Source organism: Terasakiella sediminum, from assembly GCF_033100395.1.
Classification (GTDB): Bacteria; Pseudomonadota; Alphaproteobacteria; order Rhodospirillales; family Terasakiellaceae; genus Terasakiella.
In genome coordinates this window covers 13,251-30,255 of record NZ_JAWLVJ010000025.1, presented here as the reverse complement: position 1 = coordinate 30,255, position 17,005 = coordinate 13,251, and the positions used below count along the sequence as shown (strand labels likewise).

General features: G+C 51.7%; 16 protein-coding genes. 7 read left to right on the top strand and 9 right to left on the bottom strand.

The annotated features are described in order from the left end of the window. Window positions 1-50: 50 nt before the first annotated feature. Genes RYZ26_RS16805 through RYZ26_RS16790 form a run of 4 tightly spaced genes read right to left on the bottom strand, consistent with a single transcriptional unit; the run spans window position 51 to window position 4,652 of the window. Window positions 51-1,346 carry an MFS transporter gene (locus RYZ26_RS16805; protein WP_317684407.1) on the bottom strand — a complete coding sequence of 432 codons (1,296 nt, stop codon included), beginning with the start codon at window positions 1,344-1,346 and terminating at the stop codon, window positions 51-53. Further along, window positions 1,312-2,529, bottom strand: a complete 1,218-nt coding sequence (locus RYZ26_RS16800; RefSeq protein WP_317684406.1) for a class I SAM-dependent methyltransferase — start codon at window positions 2,527-2,529, stop codon at window positions 1,312-1,314. Before RYZ26_RS16800 ends, RYZ26_RS16805 begins: the two co-directional genes overlap by 35 nt. After that, window positions 2,526-3,305: a DUF1365 domain-containing protein gene (locus RYZ26_RS16795; protein ID WP_317684405.1), complete on the bottom strand. Its 780-nt coding sequence runs from the start codon at window positions 3,303-3,305 to the stop codon at window positions 2,526-2,528. The genes RYZ26_RS16800 and RYZ26_RS16795 overlap by 4 nt, the downstream gene beginning before the upstream one ends. Then, complete coding sequence (locus tag RYZ26_RS16790) at window positions 3,306-4,652, bottom strand: NAD(P)/FAD-dependent oxidoreductase (RefSeq protein WP_317684404.1); 1,347 nt, start codon at window positions 4,650-4,652, stop codon at window positions 3,306-3,308. A 172-nt stretch (window positions 4,653-4,824) separates the two neighbouring features. On the opposite strand from RYZ26_RS16790, the gene RYZ26_RS16785 reads away from it, so the two are divergent. The 7 genes from RYZ26_RS16785 to RYZ26_RS16755 all read left to right on the top strand — a co-directional run bounded on the left by RYZ26_RS16785 (window position 4,825) and on the right by RYZ26_RS16755 (window position 11,373). Continuing rightward, complete coding sequence (locus RYZ26_RS16785; RefSeq protein WP_317684403.1) at window positions 4,825-5,412, top strand: sigma-70 family RNA polymerase sigma factor; 588 nt, start codon at window positions 4,825-4,827, stop codon at window positions 5,410-5,412. Next, the gene (locus RYZ26_RS16780) at window positions 5,409-6,065 is read left to right on the top strand and encodes a ChrR family anti-sigma-E factor (RefSeq protein WP_317684402.1); all 657 of its coding nucleotides are present in this window, start codon (window positions 5,409-5,411) and stop codon (window positions 6,063-6,065) included. The genes RYZ26_RS16785 and RYZ26_RS16780 overlap by 4 nt, the downstream gene beginning before the upstream one ends. A 135-nt stretch (window positions 6,066-6,200) precedes the next feature. Next, entirely contained in the window at window positions 6,201-6,662 is a 462-nt protein-coding gene (locus RYZ26_RS16775) for a (2Fe-2S)-binding protein (RefSeq protein ID WP_317684401.1), read from the top strand. A gap of 3 nt (window positions 6,663-6,665) precedes the next feature. Then, entirely contained in the window at window positions 6,666-8,831 is a 2,166-nt protein-coding gene (locus tag RYZ26_RS16770; RefSeq protein WP_317684400.1) for a xanthine dehydrogenase family protein molybdopterin-binding subunit, read from the top strand. A gap of 58 nt (window positions 8,832-8,889) precedes the next feature. Then, a complete protein-coding gene (locus RYZ26_RS16765; protein ID WP_317684399.1) occupies window positions 8,890-9,873 on the top strand; it encodes an XdhC family protein in 984 nt (327 codons plus the stop codon). After that, the gene (locus tag RYZ26_RS16760; RefSeq protein ID WP_317684398.1) at window positions 9,870-10,454 is read left to right on the top strand and encodes a nucleotidyltransferase family protein; all 585 of its coding nucleotides are present in this window, start codon (window positions 9,870-9,872) and stop codon (window positions 10,452-10,454) included. The genes RYZ26_RS16765 and RYZ26_RS16760 overlap by 4 nt, the downstream gene beginning before the upstream one ends. Then, window positions 10,441-11,373, top strand: coding sequence for a helix-turn-helix domain-containing protein (locus RYZ26_RS16755; protein WP_317684397.1), 933 nt, complete (start codon window positions 10,441-10,443; stop codon window positions 11,371-11,373). The genes RYZ26_RS16760 and RYZ26_RS16755 overlap by 14 nt, the downstream gene beginning before the upstream one ends. 5 nt (window positions 11,374-11,378) lie before the next feature. Here RYZ26_RS16755 and RYZ26_RS16750 read toward each other — a convergent pair whose 3' ends face one another. The 5 genes from RYZ26_RS16750 to RYZ26_RS16730 form a co-directional block, all read right to left on the bottom strand. After that, complete coding sequence (locus tag RYZ26_RS16750) at window positions 11,379-11,576, bottom strand: hypothetical protein (RefSeq protein WP_317684396.1); 198 nt, start codon at window positions 11,574-11,576, stop codon at window positions 11,379-11,381. Between the two features lie 50 nt (window positions 11,577-11,626). After that, entirely contained in the window at window positions 11,627-11,755 is a 129-nt protein-coding gene (locus RYZ26_RS16745) for a hypothetical protein (protein WP_317684395.1), read from the bottom strand. A gap of 64 nt (window positions 11,756-11,819) precedes the next feature. After that, on the bottom strand, window positions 11,820-15,068 hold the full coding sequence (locus RYZ26_RS16740; RefSeq protein WP_317684394.1) for an error-prone DNA polymerase: 3,249 nt from the start codon (window positions 15,066-15,068) through the stop codon (window positions 11,820-11,822). Between the two features lie 4 nt (window positions 15,069-15,072). Beyond that, complete coding sequence (locus tag RYZ26_RS16735) at window positions 15,073-16,617, bottom strand: Y-family DNA polymerase (RefSeq protein ID WP_317684393.1); 1,545 nt, start codon at window positions 16,615-16,617, stop codon at window positions 15,073-15,075. Further along, on the bottom strand, window positions 16,571-16,996 hold the full coding sequence (locus RYZ26_RS16730) for an ImuA family protein (protein WP_317684392.1): 426 nt from the start codon (window positions 16,994-16,996) through the stop codon (window positions 16,571-16,573). Before RYZ26_RS16730 ends, RYZ26_RS16735 begins: the two co-directional genes overlap by 47 nt. Window positions 16,997-17,005 lie beyond the last annotated feature (9 nt).

Sequence of the window (17,005 nt, the reverse complement as noted above, 5' to 3'; positions counted from 1 at the left end):
ACTGCATCCTATCAATAACAGGCAGAGGCAAAGGGGGAGAGCTAGTCGTTTCATGGGCGTCGCTCCAAAGCAAATTGAATGGCGTGGTGTTTTGTTCGCCCCAGTGGGAAGGTCCACATCATGGCAATTGCACCTGTTTTTAATACGACGGGTAGGCCTGCGTAGATCACTATCAGGGCAATTATTGCATTAGAATTTCCATCTTCCAGCCCGAAGAAATCAAGGACGGGGAAGGTGATGCCGACGGCGAGGCCCAAAGCCAGTTTCGTTGCCATGCTCCAATAAGAAAAGAGGGTGGCGAGCCGTTCCTTGTTAAAGCGATATCGATCCCAGTCGGCACAATCGCCCTGTATGGAAGGCGGCAGGGCAAGGTCACTGCCTAAAGCTAGTCCGGTCAGTGCGCAGATGACCCCAAAGGCGATCACGTCGCCCGCCCCCAGGAAAGGGACAAAGGCAAAGACGATACAGGCCATGATCATGGACAGGCACCAGATATGGTTTTTATTATATCGTTTTGACAGGTGCATCCAGAGCGGAATCCCGACAATGGCAAAGAGGAAATAGACAAACAGCAAGCCCGCTTTTGTCTGTTCATCCACTTTCAGCACATGGGTGAGATAAAGCGGCAGGCAGACAGCCGGGATGCCATTGGCTAGCCCATTGATGAACCAGGCAGACAGCACACGTAAGAAAAGCTTGTTTTCTTTGGGGAAGGTGAAGCGGGACTTCTTGTTGGTGATGCGTCCTTCAGGTACCCATTTCAGCGCTATGAAAAAGACTATGACCCCACACAGCACCGTAACCCATGACGTGGCGGAAAGGCGGCTTGTTTCTTCCATTTCTGAAAGGGCAACGCCAAGGCCTGCGACAAACAGGATGCCAGCAATGCCTGCGCCTTCGCGGTATCCATTTAATAACGTGCGTTTGTGATAGTTCGGTTCCAGCTCAGCTGACCAGGCGAGATAAGGGATTTGGATCGCGCTCCAGGCAAGATAAAGAATAAAGCACCAGATCGCGAAATAGGTGAGGGTGACATCATCCGGCGGGATGAAAAGCGCGATCAGGGCAGGTGCCCCGATCAGACCGCCGATGGCGATCGGGAGCTTACGTTTGCCAAACCGTGCCGGGATATGATCGGAGACCCAGCCCAAGATAGGATCGCTGATCACATCGAAAACACGGATGATTAAAAGGACGCTGCCCACACTGGCTAAGCCTAATCCCAAGGTCTCCGCATAGTAGGTGGGGAGGAGCACAAAGACCGGGATTGTTGGAAAGGCCAGCACAAATGCAGGCAGCGCATAGAAAATCTTATGCCGGTTTGTTGATTTTGAATAAGCCGACATCAATCGTTCCTGCTTTAAAACCGGAAATGCAATAAGACAGATAATATTCCCACATGCGTTTGAAGCGGGCATCAAACCCCATGGGCTGGATATCGTCCCAGGCATGCTGAAAATTCTTCTGCCAGATCTCACATGTCTTGGCGTAAGACTGTCCAAACAGCAGGGTGTCTTCCAGTTTCAGGTTATGGTTCTGGATGGTTTCAGTTAAGGCTTCGATACTTGGCAGCAAGCCCCCGGGGAAGATATATCGCTGAATGAAATCCACTTCCTTGCGGTAGCTGTCAAACCGTTCATCTTCGATCAGGATGATCTGCAAAACGGCGGAACCACCGGCTTTCAGCCTGTTATAGACCGTTTCAAAATAGGTGTCCCAGTTTTCATACCCAACGGCTTCGAACATTTCGATGGAGACGATTTTATCGTACTGTCCGTCACTGTCGCGATAGTCGGTGAGCGACGCTGACGCCAGATTTTGAATATCGTGGTCATGATAGCGTTTGTTGGCATAGGCCAGTTGTTCTTTGGAAAGGGTCAATCCTTCGATCCGGCAGTGATATTCTTCTGCCGCGACTTGAGAAAATCCCCCCCAGCCGCAGCCGATCTCCAGAACGCGTTCACCGGGTTTGAGTTCTGCCATATCAGCGATGGTGCGATATTTGTTCATTTGGGCAGACTGTATATCTTCATCGCTTTTAAACAGGGCGGAGGAATAAGTCATGCTGTCATCCAGCCACTTCTGATAAAAGGCGTTTCCCAAATCGTAGTGATAGGAAATATTGCGCTTTGAACCCCGCTTGGAATTTGCGTTTAACAGATGACGCAGGCGGTTTAGCGTGCGAAACAGAAAACCACCACGGTTATCAAGCGAGAAAACCTGTTCATTCTTTAAGGCCAGATCAAACAGACTGGTTAAATCCGGACACATCCATTCCCCGCGCAGATAACTTTCAGCCAGTGCAAGGTCGCCCTTCAGGATCAGTTCCGAAATCGGTTTATAGGAATTCAGGATAACAGAGGCATGAATGGAACCTGATCCATAATGAAGGGATGTGCCATCCGGCAGCGTCAAGGAAAGGCGGCCATGTTCCAGTTTGGAAAGCTGGCTGGAAAGCGCTTTGACCCACGGGTGGGTATGACGGGCAGGGACGGGGGCGTCAATTTGGATTGCTTTATTCTCGCTCATGATTTTGTCTCCATCTTAACGTAGGTAACGGGGCTTTCGGGGGCATCGGGGCGTTGAACCAGTTTTAAACCCTTTCGCCAAAGTTTCAGGGCTTCCCAATGGATGCCGACCATGACTTTCAGGGTCATTAAGGGATAGCGTGCTAAAAGACCAAGCAGGGTGCGGTCTGTCATGTCTGTTTTCGCGCCGCTGAAACAGGCTTTTAAAATTGTGCCTTCAGCGTCTGTTTGATTGATCATCACCGTGATGTCATCTGCAGGCGGGCGCATGGAAAAATGATAGGAACAATCCATCTCCATAAAGGGCGATACATAGAATTCTTTATCACAGCGTTGATGGATGATTTTGGTGCTGTCGCTACCGACTTCGATCACATAGCTGTGGCGTTCCCCAAATGTGTTGCTGACCTCATAGATAATTGCCCTCAGCGTTTCTGATCTGTCGTAACAGTAATAGACGCTTAAGGGGTTGAACACATATCCAAACAGGCGGGGATAACACAGCAGGCGGATGGGGCCGTTGTCGGTTTCAATCTCCGCGCTTGCCAGAATATTTTCTACATAGGGGCGAAGCGGACGGCCTTCGCTTGGGCCATGATCTCTATCCCAGAAGGAAAAAAGGTTGAATTTGTTATGGCTGAAAAAACGATGGGTCTTGCTGATGTTGGGCAGTTCATCAATATCAAACAGAAAGCTGAACACCCGATAGGCCAGGCGATGTTTTTTCGGCCGGGTGCGTTGATGAAAAACGCGTCCCTCGTAAATTCGGCTAAACATTTATGCGGCCTCCTTTTTAATCAGGGTCGGCCAGTCTGCAGGCAGATTGATGCGCCCGCTTTCATTTTCCACCATCCAAGGGCGACGCACGCCGCCTAAGGCTTCGGCGACGGCCAGGCCGGATTGCAATCCATCTTCGTGGAAGCCATGACCAAAATAACTGCCGCAGAACCAGATGTTACGTTTGCCCTGAATGTTCCAGAGCATGCGCTGGGCAGCAACGGCTTCGCGGTCAAACAGGGGATGATGATAAAGGAAACTGCGGATGATCTTGCCATCGGCGGGCATATGGGTTGGGTTTAGCGTGACGAAATAATCCGTATCACCCTTCAGGTGTTGCAGGTTATTCATCCAGTAGGTCACGCAGACATCGTTTTTGTCATTGATTTGTTCGCTTAGATAATTCCAGCTCGACCAGGCTTTCTTGTTTTTCGGCATCAAAGATTTATCGGTATGGAGGATGGCTTTGTTGGGCTGATATTCAAACGCACTTAGCAGTTTTTTCTCTGCCCCGTCCGCATCGCTTAACATCTGTAAGGCCTGATCGGCATGACAGGCCAGCACCACATGATCAAACTGTTCGACGGTGCCATTGCGGTCTTCAACATTGACACGCCCACCGTCGTGCCAGACCTTGGCGGCACCCCGGTTCAGGTAGATATTGCCTTTGTAACTGCGGGTCAGTTTGTCGATATACCGGCAGCTACCGTTGACAACGGTGCGCCATTTGGGGCGATCGGTCAGTTGTAAAAGACCGTGGTTGTCGCAAAAGCGCAGGAAGGCTTCCAGCGGATAATCCATCATGGTGTCTACAGGTGTTGACCAGATGGCCGCGCCCATGGGCAACAGGTGATCGCGTTGGAAACTTTCTGAATAGTTATTCTGTTTCAGGAACTCCCCCAGCGTGATGTTGGGCATTTGGTCCATGGCCAGCAGATCGGGGGCTTCTTTATAAAAGCGCAGGATATCGCGTACCATTTTCCAGAAACGCGGGCGGAAGAAGTTTCGTTTCTGCGCCAGCATGCCAAAAGCATCGGTTCCGGCATATTCAAAATCCCCCTGACCGACAGAAACCCCAAACGACATATCGGTTTCATGGGTATCTACGCCAAAATGATCAAACAGTGCAATCAAGTTGGGGTAATTCTTTTCATTATAAACAATGAAGCCTGTATCCACGTTGGTGCCATTTGCATTCACGGTATTGGTGTGTCCGCCAATGCGATCATCCTTTTCAAAGATGGTGACATCATGGGCCAATGACAGCAGCCAGGAGGCTGACATGCCAGAGATGCCAGTACCGATAATGGCGATCTTTAATCTTTTTTCTTTTGAGGTGGTGATCATTGCGGGCTCCTTCCTATGTCGATGTAATCTTTACGGGAAAGAGAATTAATTGGATCACGCATATTAGAAAAAAATTGAAAAAAATATTTTTTTACATAATTCTAAAAAAATGATGATCCAATTGTCATCTGTCCACGTAAAGAAAAGCAAACAACAAGACTTAGGATGACCCGTGCAGGATCATAAAACGCAACCGCAACAGGCAAGCCTACCGGATACGCAGGAACTCACCGCGTTACTGGTTAAAGTGTCCGTTGATCGTGACAAACAGGCCTTTGCGGTTTTGTTTGAACATTTTGCACCGCGCGTAAAATCCTATGTCTTCAAGCTTGGAAGCGACGAGACAATGGCTGAAGAATTGGCGCAGCAAACATTATTACAGGTCTGGCGAAAGGCGCATTTGTTTAATGCGGATAAAGCTGCGGCTAGTACCTGGATTTTCAGAATTGCCCGGAACCTGCGTTTGGACCTGCTTCGAAAGGAAAAGCATTATGATTATGACGATCATGATTTTTCCCAGATCGAAGATGAACGCGAAAATGCAGATGTTCAGGTTGATCGTCATCAACACGCCGTGATCGTGCGTTCTGCTTTGCAAAAATTGCCCGCAGAACAAATCCAAATCGTTCAACTTTCATTTTATGAAGGGCTGAGCCATGGAGAGATTGCCAAGCGACTGGATGTGCCGTTAGGGACAGTTAAATCCCGAATGCGGCTGGCTTTTAAAAGGATCAAGGATAGTGTAGGAGGTGTGTTATGACCATTCATCATCATCTCAGTGACGAAACACTTATGGCCTACGTGGCAGGCAGCGTCTCAGAAAGCATGAGCTTTGTGATCGCAACGCACCTGTCCCTATGCGCCAGCTGCCGCAAAAAAGTGGCAGAAATGGAAAGTATTGGCGCGGTCGCGCTGGAAGATGAAAGCCCGCTTGCCATGAATGCAGGTGCGCTGGATACGATCCTGAATATGCTGGATGATGATTTTGATAAAGACGTCATCAAACCTGCCAATGATCATCCTTCATCTAACATCCCCATGCCGTTGCGCCAGTTTGTGCCGGACGACTTAAGTGATATCCAATGGAAGAATATGGCCCCCGGCATCAAGACCTTCCCGCTGCCGGAGGTCAAGGCGACGGCTGGGTCTGTGCGATTGTTGAAAATTTCCCCTGGTGTGACGATCCCTGAACATGGACATTGCGGAACTGAGTTGACGCTTGTCCTGAGCGGATCGTTCAGTGATGAGATTGGACGGTTCAAGGCTGGTGATATTGCTGACCTGGGTGAAGAAACCAATCACCAGCCAATCGCCGATAGTGACGAACCCTGTATCTGCCTGGTCGTGACAGAGGGACCGTTGAAGTTTAAGGCCCTGGTGCCCAAGCTGATGCAGTATTTCGTCGGGATGTAGACAGTTTAAGGGCTTTTTATCTGTTTTCGTCAAAAAGTGTTCGTCTTTCGTAATTCCGTTTATTCCAATTAGGCCTCCTCAGCATCACACTATCCATAATCAATCCCCCCTTTTGGTTATTGGAGAAATGAGGCAATGCAGTTTCAGTTAAAAGTAAACGGACAGGACCGGTCCGTTGATGTGGCACCGGACACCCCCTTGTTGTGGGTCTTGCGTGATGAATTAAATCTGACAGGGACGAAATATGGCTGTGGGGTTTCTTCCTGCGGGGCCTGTACTGTTCATCTGAACGGCACGCCCGTTCGATCCTGCCAGACAACGGTTGCAGATGCCGTTGGGGCCAATGTGGTCACCATTGAAGGCGCGAATGATCCGGTCACCAAAGCCGTGCAGGATGCCTGGCGTGAAAAAGACGTGGTGCAATGTGGCTTCTGTCAGTCCGGTCAGATCATGTCTGCTGTGGGTCTGCTGAGCGAAAATTCCAATCCGTCCGATCAGGAAATTGACGATTATATGTCCGGCAATGCGTGCCGTTGCGCAACATACGTGCGGATCAAAGATGCCATCAAGCTGGCAGCAACCAAGTTGGAGGCATAAAAGATGACCATTGATGTAAGTAGACGCGGATTTTTAAAAGGTGCTGCCACCGCAGGCGCTGCCGCCCTTTTTGTCGGTACAGGTGCAAACAATGTTCTGGCTGCAGGTTCTGAAGAGGTGGTGTTTAACCCTTTCGTGAAAATCGATGCGGATGGCACTGTTACTGTAATCGTTAAGCATTTCGAAATGGGCCAGGGCACCACAACGGGCCTGACGACACTGGTGGCGGAAGAACTGGATGCGGACTGGGAACAGATCAAAGTCGATTTTGCCCCGGCAGATGCCAGTAAATATAACAATCTGCACTGGGGCCCGATGCAGGGCACGGGCGGATCATCGGCTATCGCCAATTCTTTCCAGCAATATCGCAAAGCGGGTGCTACGGCGCGCGAACTTCTGGTGCGCGCAGCCTCGCAAAAATGGGGCGTGGAAGAAAGTTTGATCCGTGTGGAAAAAGGGGTCTTAAGTGTCGGCAACCGTTCTGCTGGGTTCGGCGCGTTCGTTCATCGCGCTTCCACACTGGAAGCTTCGCCGGAGCCAACCTTGAAAAAGCCGGAAGATTTTACACTGATTGGCAATCAGAATCTGCCGCGCAAAGACAATACGGATAAGACAGATGGCACGGCCATTTTCGCACAAGACGTTTCCCTGCCGGGCATGGTCACTGTGGTGGTGAAACGCTCGCCCAAATTTGGCGGCACACTCACCGGATTTGATGCGGCTAAGGCACAGAATGTCAGTGGCTTTATTGATGCGAAAGCGCTGCCGAATAAAGCAGGCGTTGCAGTTTATGCGCAAAACACCTGGGCGGCGTTTCAGGCACGCGATGCGGTGGATGCCAGCTGGGATTTTTCAAAAGCTGAAACCCGCAGCAATGATGAGCTGATGGCCATCCATACAGAAGCTGCGAAATCCCCACAATATCTGGCCTCCAAAGTCAGTGCAGATGTGGCGGCAGCTGAAATTGCAAAGGCAGAAACTGTGGTGGAAGGGGAATTTACCTTCCCGTTCCTGGCTCATGCACCGATGGAAACTTTGAACTGTGTGATTGAACCAACCGCCAAGGGTGTTCGTTTCCACGATGGCTGTCAGGCCCCGACCTTTGTGCAGGGTGCCGTTGCCCATATCCTGAACCTTCTGCCGGAAAATGTGGAAGTAAACACGGTTTATGCCGGGGGCTCTTTCGGGCGACGCGCTACACCAAATTCAGATTACCAAAGCGAAGCAGCCATGGCGTTTGACCTGTTGGGACGTAAAGTTCCGGTCAAGCTGATCTGGAGCCGTGAAGATGATATCCGTGGTGGTCGTTATCGTCCCATGTTCGCCCATAATGTTTCGGTTGGTTTGGATAAGGCTGGCGACATTGTCGGCTGGAAACATGGGATGGCAGGCAAGTCCATCCTGATTAGTTCACCCTTTGAGCAGTTCATGGTGAAAGATGGGGTGGATGAAACCTCGGTCGAAGGGGTGGCCCATCCACTTTACAATATCCCGCAGATGTCTGCGGGTGTCAGCAATATTGAAAGTGCGGTACCTGTTTTGTGGTGGCGATCTGTGGGCCATACACACACAGCTTATGCCATGGAAAGCATGCTGGATATGGTGGCCGACAAGGCCGGGCGGGACCCGATTGATTTGCGTCTGTCCCTGCTGGATGAAAGTGACGCCAAACAGAAACGTCTGGCGGGTGTGATCAAGGCCGCGCGCGATGCGGCAGGCTGGAAAAAAGGAGATAAACGTGGTTTTGCTTCTCACTTCTCTTTTAACTCTTACGTGGCTGTTGTGGCCGACGTTTCAGTCGATGGCAGTCGCGTTCATGTGGACAAGCTGCACATAGCCGTTGATTGCGGTGTTGCCGTCAATCCGGATGTGGTGATTGCCCAGATGGAAGGTGGGGCTGGTTACGGCCTTGGTCATATTTTACGTGACGAGATCACGCTGGAAAACGGCGAAGTCGTTCAGGAAAACTTCCCGGATTACGAACCATTGCGCATGTCCGATATGCCGGAAATCGAGGTCACCATCGTGGCTTCTGCCGAAGCCCCGACCGGGGTGGGGGAGCCGGGCACACCACCAACAGGCCCCGCTGTAGCGAACGCAATTTTCGCCATGACAGGCAAACGCATCACCCATTTGCCGATGACAAAATCGGGATTTGAGTTCGTGTAATATCCATTCTTTGGGGCTGGATGCTTTTTACATCCAGCCCCAAAAGGAGGTTTGAATTATGAGTAATCAACTTTCTTCATTACTGGATGAATGGGCGCAGGCTTCGGACAAGACCGACTGGGTCCTGGGCACTGTCTATAAAACCGAAGGGTCTGCCTATCGCAAGGCCGGGGCCATGATGTTGATTAATGGTGACGGTCAGCAGTTCGGTTTGCTTAGTGGCGGTTGTCTGGAAGCGGACATCATCCGAAATGCCCGCAAAGTGATGATGCGCGGCAAAAGCCTGACCCTTGTTTATGATGGAACGGACGAAGACGATCTGTCCTTTCAGCTCGGCATCGGTTGTGGTGGCAAGGTTTATATCATGCTGCAACCCGTAACGGCTGAAAACGATCTGGGGCTGTCCGCCCTTCGTGCAGCTTTGAAAGACCGTAAATCAGGTACCTATTACCAGAAGGTTGGGGAGGCAGAGGCCCGGTTTGTCGAAGGGGAAGATCATTTCCTGCCTAACAGTGTGATCGAAGACGACTGGCTGATCACATCTATTTCGCCGGAACCACATTTGCTTGTTGTCGGTGGTGGCATTGATGCGCGCCCGCTTGTGCGTATGGCTAAGGAAATGGGCTGGCGTGTGACGCTGAGCGACCCACGCCCCGCCAATGCACGGGCTGAATATTTCCCGACAGCTGATGTTATTTTGCGCGAAATTGGGGGTAGTCTAACCCAGTATATTGAGGCGCAAAAAGTCGATGTGGCGGTTCTGATGTCACACAATATCAATCTGGATGCAGAAGGGCTGAAAAGCTTTCAGAAAACGGCGTTGAAACATATCGCCTTGCTCGGCCCCAAGCACCGTTATCATCAGGTGTTGGAACGCGCAGGGCTTAGTGAAATGGAACTGACCTGTCCGGTTTCCGGCCCGGCAGGTCTTGATATTGGTGGGCAGTTGCCGGAAAGTATCGCGCTGTCTATCCTGGCCGAAACCCATGGGGTGTTGCATCAAAAACTGTCTCGTCCTCAACTGAGCTTGGCGGCAGAATGATGAAACTGGCGTGTATCATGTTGGCCGCAGGCAGAGGGTCTCGCTTTGGCGGGAAAAAGCAACTTGCTCGGATTGACGGTCAGGCGATGGTCGCGCGCAGTCTGGGTGAGGTTCAACCGCTTTTCCCGAACGATACCTATGTGGTGCTGGGGGCTTATGAGGACCAAGTTCGTTCTGTCCTTCCAGCGGCCTGTCGGGTCCTGCATCATCAGAATTGGGCGGATGGTCTCGGGGCTTCCCTTGCTTTTGGCATGAAGGCGCTTGAGGGTTATGACGGTGTGTTGGTCACGTTGGCGGATCAGGTTGCGCTGAAACAGGCGGATTTTGAACGGATGATTGATCCGTTTGATGGGACTTCGATTGTTTCTGCGCATTACAAAGACAAACATGCTGTACCGACCCTGTTCCCGGCCTCTTTCTTTGATCAACTGAAAGGCCTATCCGGGGATCGCGGTGCACAGAAACTGTTGAAAGAAAATTTAGATCGGATTGTCTCTGTTAAAATGGCGTGCGCCGCCATAGATATAGATACACAGGACGACCTGCTTGAATATGGGAAACGACATCATGACGCAGCTTAATAAAGTTCATTTCAGCTCTATTTCAGATTTTATGGAGTCCATGGGGCTTGCCCGGCCGGAACATCCCATGCTGGCGGTTTGTGAGAAGAAAAACATCACCTCCACCGGGGATGTAAGCGCCTGTTCGTCACCGGGAATTTGTTATTCAACGGATTTTTATGCCATTGCCATCAAGGAAATTGTATCGGGTGAGTTTCATTATGGCCGCACAAAATATGATTTTACCAATGGGTCCATGATGTTTATGGCTCCACGTCAGGAAGTTAGTTACAGCAACCTGGTGGTCACAAAAGAAGCGATTATGATCTTTATCCACGAAGATTTCGTCAAAGGCCATGAACTTCATAACACTTTGAAAAAGTACAGTTTCTTTTCCTATGCAGCCAACGAGGCCTTGCATCTGTCGCCCAAGGAAGAAAAGCTGATGCGTCAGTTGATGCAGAATATTCATGAAGAATATCAGAACAATCAGGATGAATTCAGCAAAGAGCTTCTGCTGTCGCAACTGGATACATTGCTGAAATATGCCAACCGTTATTACAAGCGCCAGTTCCTGAACCGAACTGATATGTCGAGCGAGATTGTGACGCGCTTCAACGATGCTATCCGCAGTTATTTTGAAGAAGGCAAGATGGACCTGATGGGGGTGCCGAAAATCGAAGATATCGCGGATGAACTTAAAATGTCAGCGCGCTATTTAAGTGATATGTTAAAGGCGGAAACGGGTAAAAACGCCATCGAACATATCCATCTTTATCTGTTGGATGAGGCCAAGAACTTGTTGTTACAGCCCGATAAAACTGTGGCCGAAGTGGCGTACCAGCTGGGGTTTGACTATCCGCAGTATTTTTCCCGCCTGTTTAAAAAGAAAATTGGACAGAGTCCGAAAGAATATCGCGAACAGAATTCATTGCACTGACCAGCTTATTTGTTATCGCTGAAGGATGTTAGCATGCGCTTGACCGTGCGCCCGGCTTCATAGGCACGGTCATCAGCGCTTGCGATGTTTTTTACTTCTTTGGCCGCGCGCTGGGCGGCATCGGCTGCTTGCTGGCGCGCAACCGGGTCAGATGCGATCTTCTGAACCGCATAGCTGGCAAATTTTCGAAACAAAATAGACATGGCAGAAGTATACACCAATTCGCCCCTTCACCAACAGGCTGTTTGGTTATTTAATTGCGTGATGCCAGATACGCCCCGGCCCTCATCATGATAGACCCGGCACTGCGATTCAAACGGCGCACAGAAACTTCGGATGTAAAGAAACGACGCGCTTTTGACACAAAGACAGCAATCGTCATCGTCTTGTCTCATGGAAAAGTCGTTAAATCAGGTGCGGATAATACAGGGGGGATAAAGCATTGTCTAATGAAAGTCCCGACTGTCCACGCTGAACGGCGCGTCCTTGTCCTGACTTTCCTCAGCCAGTTCGTGGATGGATTTGCGTTGGGGCGTGACCGACCAGGAGATATTGCGCGGATGGCGGCGGGTGCGGCTCTGGATCACGGTATCCTGACTGAGTTCCTGCAAAAGACCGGAGAGATCAAGCAGTTCTTCGGCGATTACATGGATGACCCCGTCTTCACATTGCACCTTGCCGCGCACGGCCAGCAGGGTGGAACTCATCAGGATGCGGCGGTGTTCTTCAAATACTTTGGGCCAGACGATGATATTGGCGATGTCGGTTTCATCTTCTAGCGTCATGAACACAACCCCGCTTGCAGTGCCGGGACGTTGGCGTGCGATGATCAGCCCGGCGACTGTTGCCTTTTTGTTATTGGGGACGTTGACCAAATCCTTGCTGGGACACACGCCAGCTTGTGTCAGGCGGTCACGTAACAGCAAAAGGGGATGGGCTTTCAGTGAGAGGCGCAGGCTGGCGTAATCTTCAATGACTTCTTCGCCCACAGACATTTCTGGCAGCACGACGGTTTCTTCTGTGCCGTATTCCGCAGGGGTGCCGATGTTATGATCATTTTCAAGCACTTCAAACAGGGGTAAGGGCGCAGCCTGTTTATGTCCCTGACCCAATCGCCGGATCGCCCAAAGCGCATCGCGCCTAGATAACCCAAGTGACGCAAAGGCATCCGCATCGGCGAGTTTTTCCAGAACGCGCGGAGACAGGCGGGTCTGGCGCGCCAGCAGGGTCAGATCACTAAAGCCATATTCCGGGCGCTTGCTGATCAGGGTCAGCGCATCCAGTTCGCCCACCCCTTTGACCTGCCGAAAGCCCAGACGCAGGGCTTCACGTTCCATATGGTTGTCCCAATAGCTGTGATTGATGTCCACGGGCAGAACTTTGACATGATGCTGGCGGGCATCGCGGATCAGTTGGGCAGGCGCATAAAACCCCATGGGCTGGCTGTTTAAAAGCGCGCAGGCAAAGATATCGGGGTGATGGCATTTTAACCAGGACGATACATAAACCAGATTGGCAAAGCTTGCCGCATGACTTTCCGGGAAACCATAGTCAGCAAACCCTTCGATCTGCTGGAAACAGCGTTCAGCAAATTCTTCAGCATATCCTTTGGCAAGCATGCCTTTTAAGAATTTTTCGCGGTGTTTCTGCACTTGCCCGATGCGGCGGAAGGAGGCCATGTCGCGGCGCAATCGGTCTGCTTCTTCCGGGGTGAAACCTGCCCCGACGATGGCGACCTGCATGGCCTGTTCCTGAAACAGGGGCACCCCGTAGGTGCGTTTCAAAACATCTTCCAGTTCTTTGGATGGATAATCGACCTTTTCCTTCCCCATGCGGCGTCTCAGGTACGGATGCACCATATCGCCCTGAATGGGACCGGGGCGCACGATGGCAACTTCGACCACCAGGTCGTAGAATTCCTTTGGTTTCAGGCGTGGCAACATGGATAGCTGCGCACGTGATTCCACTTGAAAAACCCCGATGGCATCGGCCTTTTGCAGCATGTGATAAACTGCCGGGTCTTCCTTGGGCAAGGTCTGCAGATTGAGGTCAATGTTTTTATGATCACGTAGCAGATCAAAGGATTTACGGATGCAGGACAGCATGCCCAAGGCGAGCACATCGATTTTCAGAATGCCCAAGGCTTCGATATCATCCTTGTTCCATTCAATTGTCGTGCGCCCTTCCATGGCCGCATTGGCGATGGGGGACAGTTCATGCAACGGGCCACGGGTAATGACAAAACCGCCGACATGTTGCGAGAGGTGCCGGGGAAAGCCGATCAGTTCCGCACTGATTTCCATCACCGCGCGAATGCGTTCATCATCAGGCGATAGCCCAGCCTCGCGCACCTGATCTTCGCGGATACCCGATGTGCCCCAGCCCCAGATGGTTTTGGCCATGCGGGTCAGGGTATCATCGTGTAACCCAAAAACCTTGCCGACTTCACGAATGGCACTGCGCGAGCGATAGGTGATAACCGTCGCGGTCAAACCAGCCCGATCGCGGCCATAACGTTGATAGATATACTGGATCACCTCTTCACGGCGTTCATGTTCAAAATCCACATCAATATCGGGGGGCTCGTCACGTGCGGCACTGACAAACCGTTCAAACAATAGATCAATGCGATCCGGTGCCACTTCCGTAATAAACAGGCAGTAACAGACCGAAGAATTGGCGGCTGACCCGCGCCCCTGACACAAGATATTCTGTGACCTGGCAAAAGACACAATGTCATAAACGGTCAGAAAGTAAGGCGCATAATTCAGCCGTCCGATCAGATCCAGTTCATGATGCAGGCCCTTTTCGACCTTTTCCGGCAGGCCATCGGGATAACGTTTCTTTGCGCCTTCCCACGTTAGGCGGATCAAGCGTTCCTGAGAGTTTTCGCCTTCTTCTGCCCCTTCGTCCGGATATTCATATTTCAGCTCATCAAAACTGAAGGTACAGGCATTTGCGATGTCACAGCTGGCAGACAACCAGTGTGGGGTGTCGGGGAAAAGCGCGGCCATCTCATCCGGGGATTTAAGCGTGCGTTCGGCATTGGGGAACAGGCGATAGCCCGCTGTTTCTAGGCGGCAATGTTCACGAATGCAGACCAGCACATCCTGCAGGGCTTTGCGGTTGCGGGTATGCATATGGACGTCGTTGGTGGCAACGATGGGTAGGTCCAGCTGGCTTTCCACCTGTTTTGCGAAATCAATGCGGTCCTGATCAAACCCGTCCAGATGACGACTGACAGCCATCCAGAGTGATCCATCCAGTTTCTCTTTTAGACATTTGAGTTCTTCCATGAACCCGTCAACGGGCCGTCGCGGTTGCAGGGCGATGAACAGTGATCCTTCGGCAAAATCAGAAAGGTCACTCAGGTAAAGTTCAATATCCCCTTTCTCTGCCCGACGCTTGCCGATGGTCAAAAGATGACACAAACGTCCATAGGCTGCCCGGTCTGTGGGATAACAGAGCAAAGACGGTGCATCTTTCAAATCCAGATGCAGGCCGGGGATGAAGGGCAGGTTATGTTCTTTGGCCGCCACATGCGCGCGCACGGTCCCGGCAAAGCTGTTGCGATCACACAAGGCAAGACCGCTCAACCCCTTGGCACTGGCCGCCCAGATCAACTCGTCCGAATGGGAAGCGCCATGCAGGAAACTGAAGTTACTGACGGTTTGCAGTTCGACATAATCGACCATGGGCTTATCCAAACCAGCCATGGACGAACCAGCGAAAATCGTGGGCCTGTGATTTCACACGACAGAGCCAGAGGTTTCTTCCTGCCTTGTCTTCGGCGCGGAAATAGTCACGCATGCCCAACTGTGCATCCCACAGGTCATGGGACAGTTTGCGCCACCATTCCCGCGTGATCCGTTCCGGGCCCGACAGCTGCCGGATCTCCATATCCATGCGTCGCCATTGGCAGTGCTGGGGCATGCCATTCGCATCCTTTTTCGTGACCTTCAAGGGTTCAGGTGGAGAAACCAGACGGATGGGACGTTTGGGCAGAACAGGTGGCTCATCGTTATGTGCCTGGGGTGTCAGGCTGGTAAAGACCGCGCGTTCCGGCAGGTGGCTTTCCTGGTGGGCGGGGTAGCTGACGCTCTGTGTGCCTAAGCGATGGCGCAGTCGGTCAATCAACCCATTCAGCGCAACCGGGTCATAACGTTCCGATGGTTTATCATTTAAGCTTGCCTGTTTCTTTTCCTGCCACTGGGTCTGCATGGCCCGGATGTGGAGATGTTCAATCCCAAAGCCCGGATCAACACCGGGCAGGTCATGTTCAATCAGGCGCATCAGATGTTTGACCTCATGGGTGGGCGCACTGGTTGCGATTTGAAAAAAGGACAAGCGGCCATCGACCCGGCGAAACTGTAGTCCCAGACGGCGCAGACCGAGATGTTCTTTCTTCAGGCGCAGACACAGGCGAATGAGCAAATGATTAACGGCTTGTTCAACATTTTCTGCCGCGCCCAACGGGTCAGGAAAGAAAGCTTTTTCTTCAAACAGGCGGGCGGACTGCAGATAAGGCAGATGCAGCGGGATGGTGCCGACCAGTTGATCCAGTCGTTCAATGATTTCATGCCCAAAGCGCACGGTCAGATTGGCGCGTGGGATATCGCGCAGGTCTGCAAGGGTTCGTAGGCCCAGACGGTTCAGGCGCTGGATGACTTCGGTTTCCAGGTTCAGGGCTTGTAAGGGGAAGCTTTGGGTTTCCTGCCAGGTTTGATGTTCCCTTAATCGTCCCTTGCCGCCATGAAAACGCGCCGCTGCCCAAGCGGCTGGGGCACTGTCGGCGAGACCCAGTCGCAGGGTGGCGTTAAAGGGACGGTAGCTTTCCAGCACCTGTTCCATCATGGCTTCTTCCCCGCCAAAAAGATGGGCGGCGCCTGTGATTTCCAGCCAAAGCCCGCCTTCGCCAATTTCCACATGGGGGCCATCAATGGCGATCCAGGGGGAGAAAAGATCAGCGGTTTTTGCCATCTCCAGCAGGAAGGCCTGATCCTGATCCGGGGCGATGGGCAGGGTTTGTAAGGGCGGATAAATGGCGCGCGCATCGGTCAGGCGCATCTGGGTCTGTAGATGTTCCTTGATGGCGGCCTTATTGAGACCAGCAAGCAAGACGCCGCGATGATCACTTGTCACGGTGGCAAAGGGAAGCTGATCATCCTGATCCATCCCTTTAACCTGCATGTAGCGATCACTCGCCAGATGTGGATACCAGAGATAAAGAAAGCGTTGTTTCATTGTATTTGACCGTCCATTTGCCGGGGCGCACACCGCGTCCGCCCAGCAGTTCCAGTTTCCAGTTTTGTGAAGCAGCCCCTGCGATACGCCAGCGGGTGCGCGCCGCACTGCTTTGATGCAGCCCCAAAGAGTTTTGACAAAGCGCGAGGCCTAAACTTTGTCCTTTCTCACAGGCCAGTTGCAGACGCCGCGATGATAAAAGATCAAGGTGGGAAACCTCGGCAATGACCGTGCTGGCTTGCCCTGATGCGAGGCATTCTTCAAAAGACCACATCACGTCGCGTTCTGATCGGGGGGTGATGAAATGCAGCCGTTTCTGAAAAGACGCAGGCAGGCTTAAGGGATAAAGTCGTCCGCCATCATTCAAATTCGACGGCATGACCCAGAA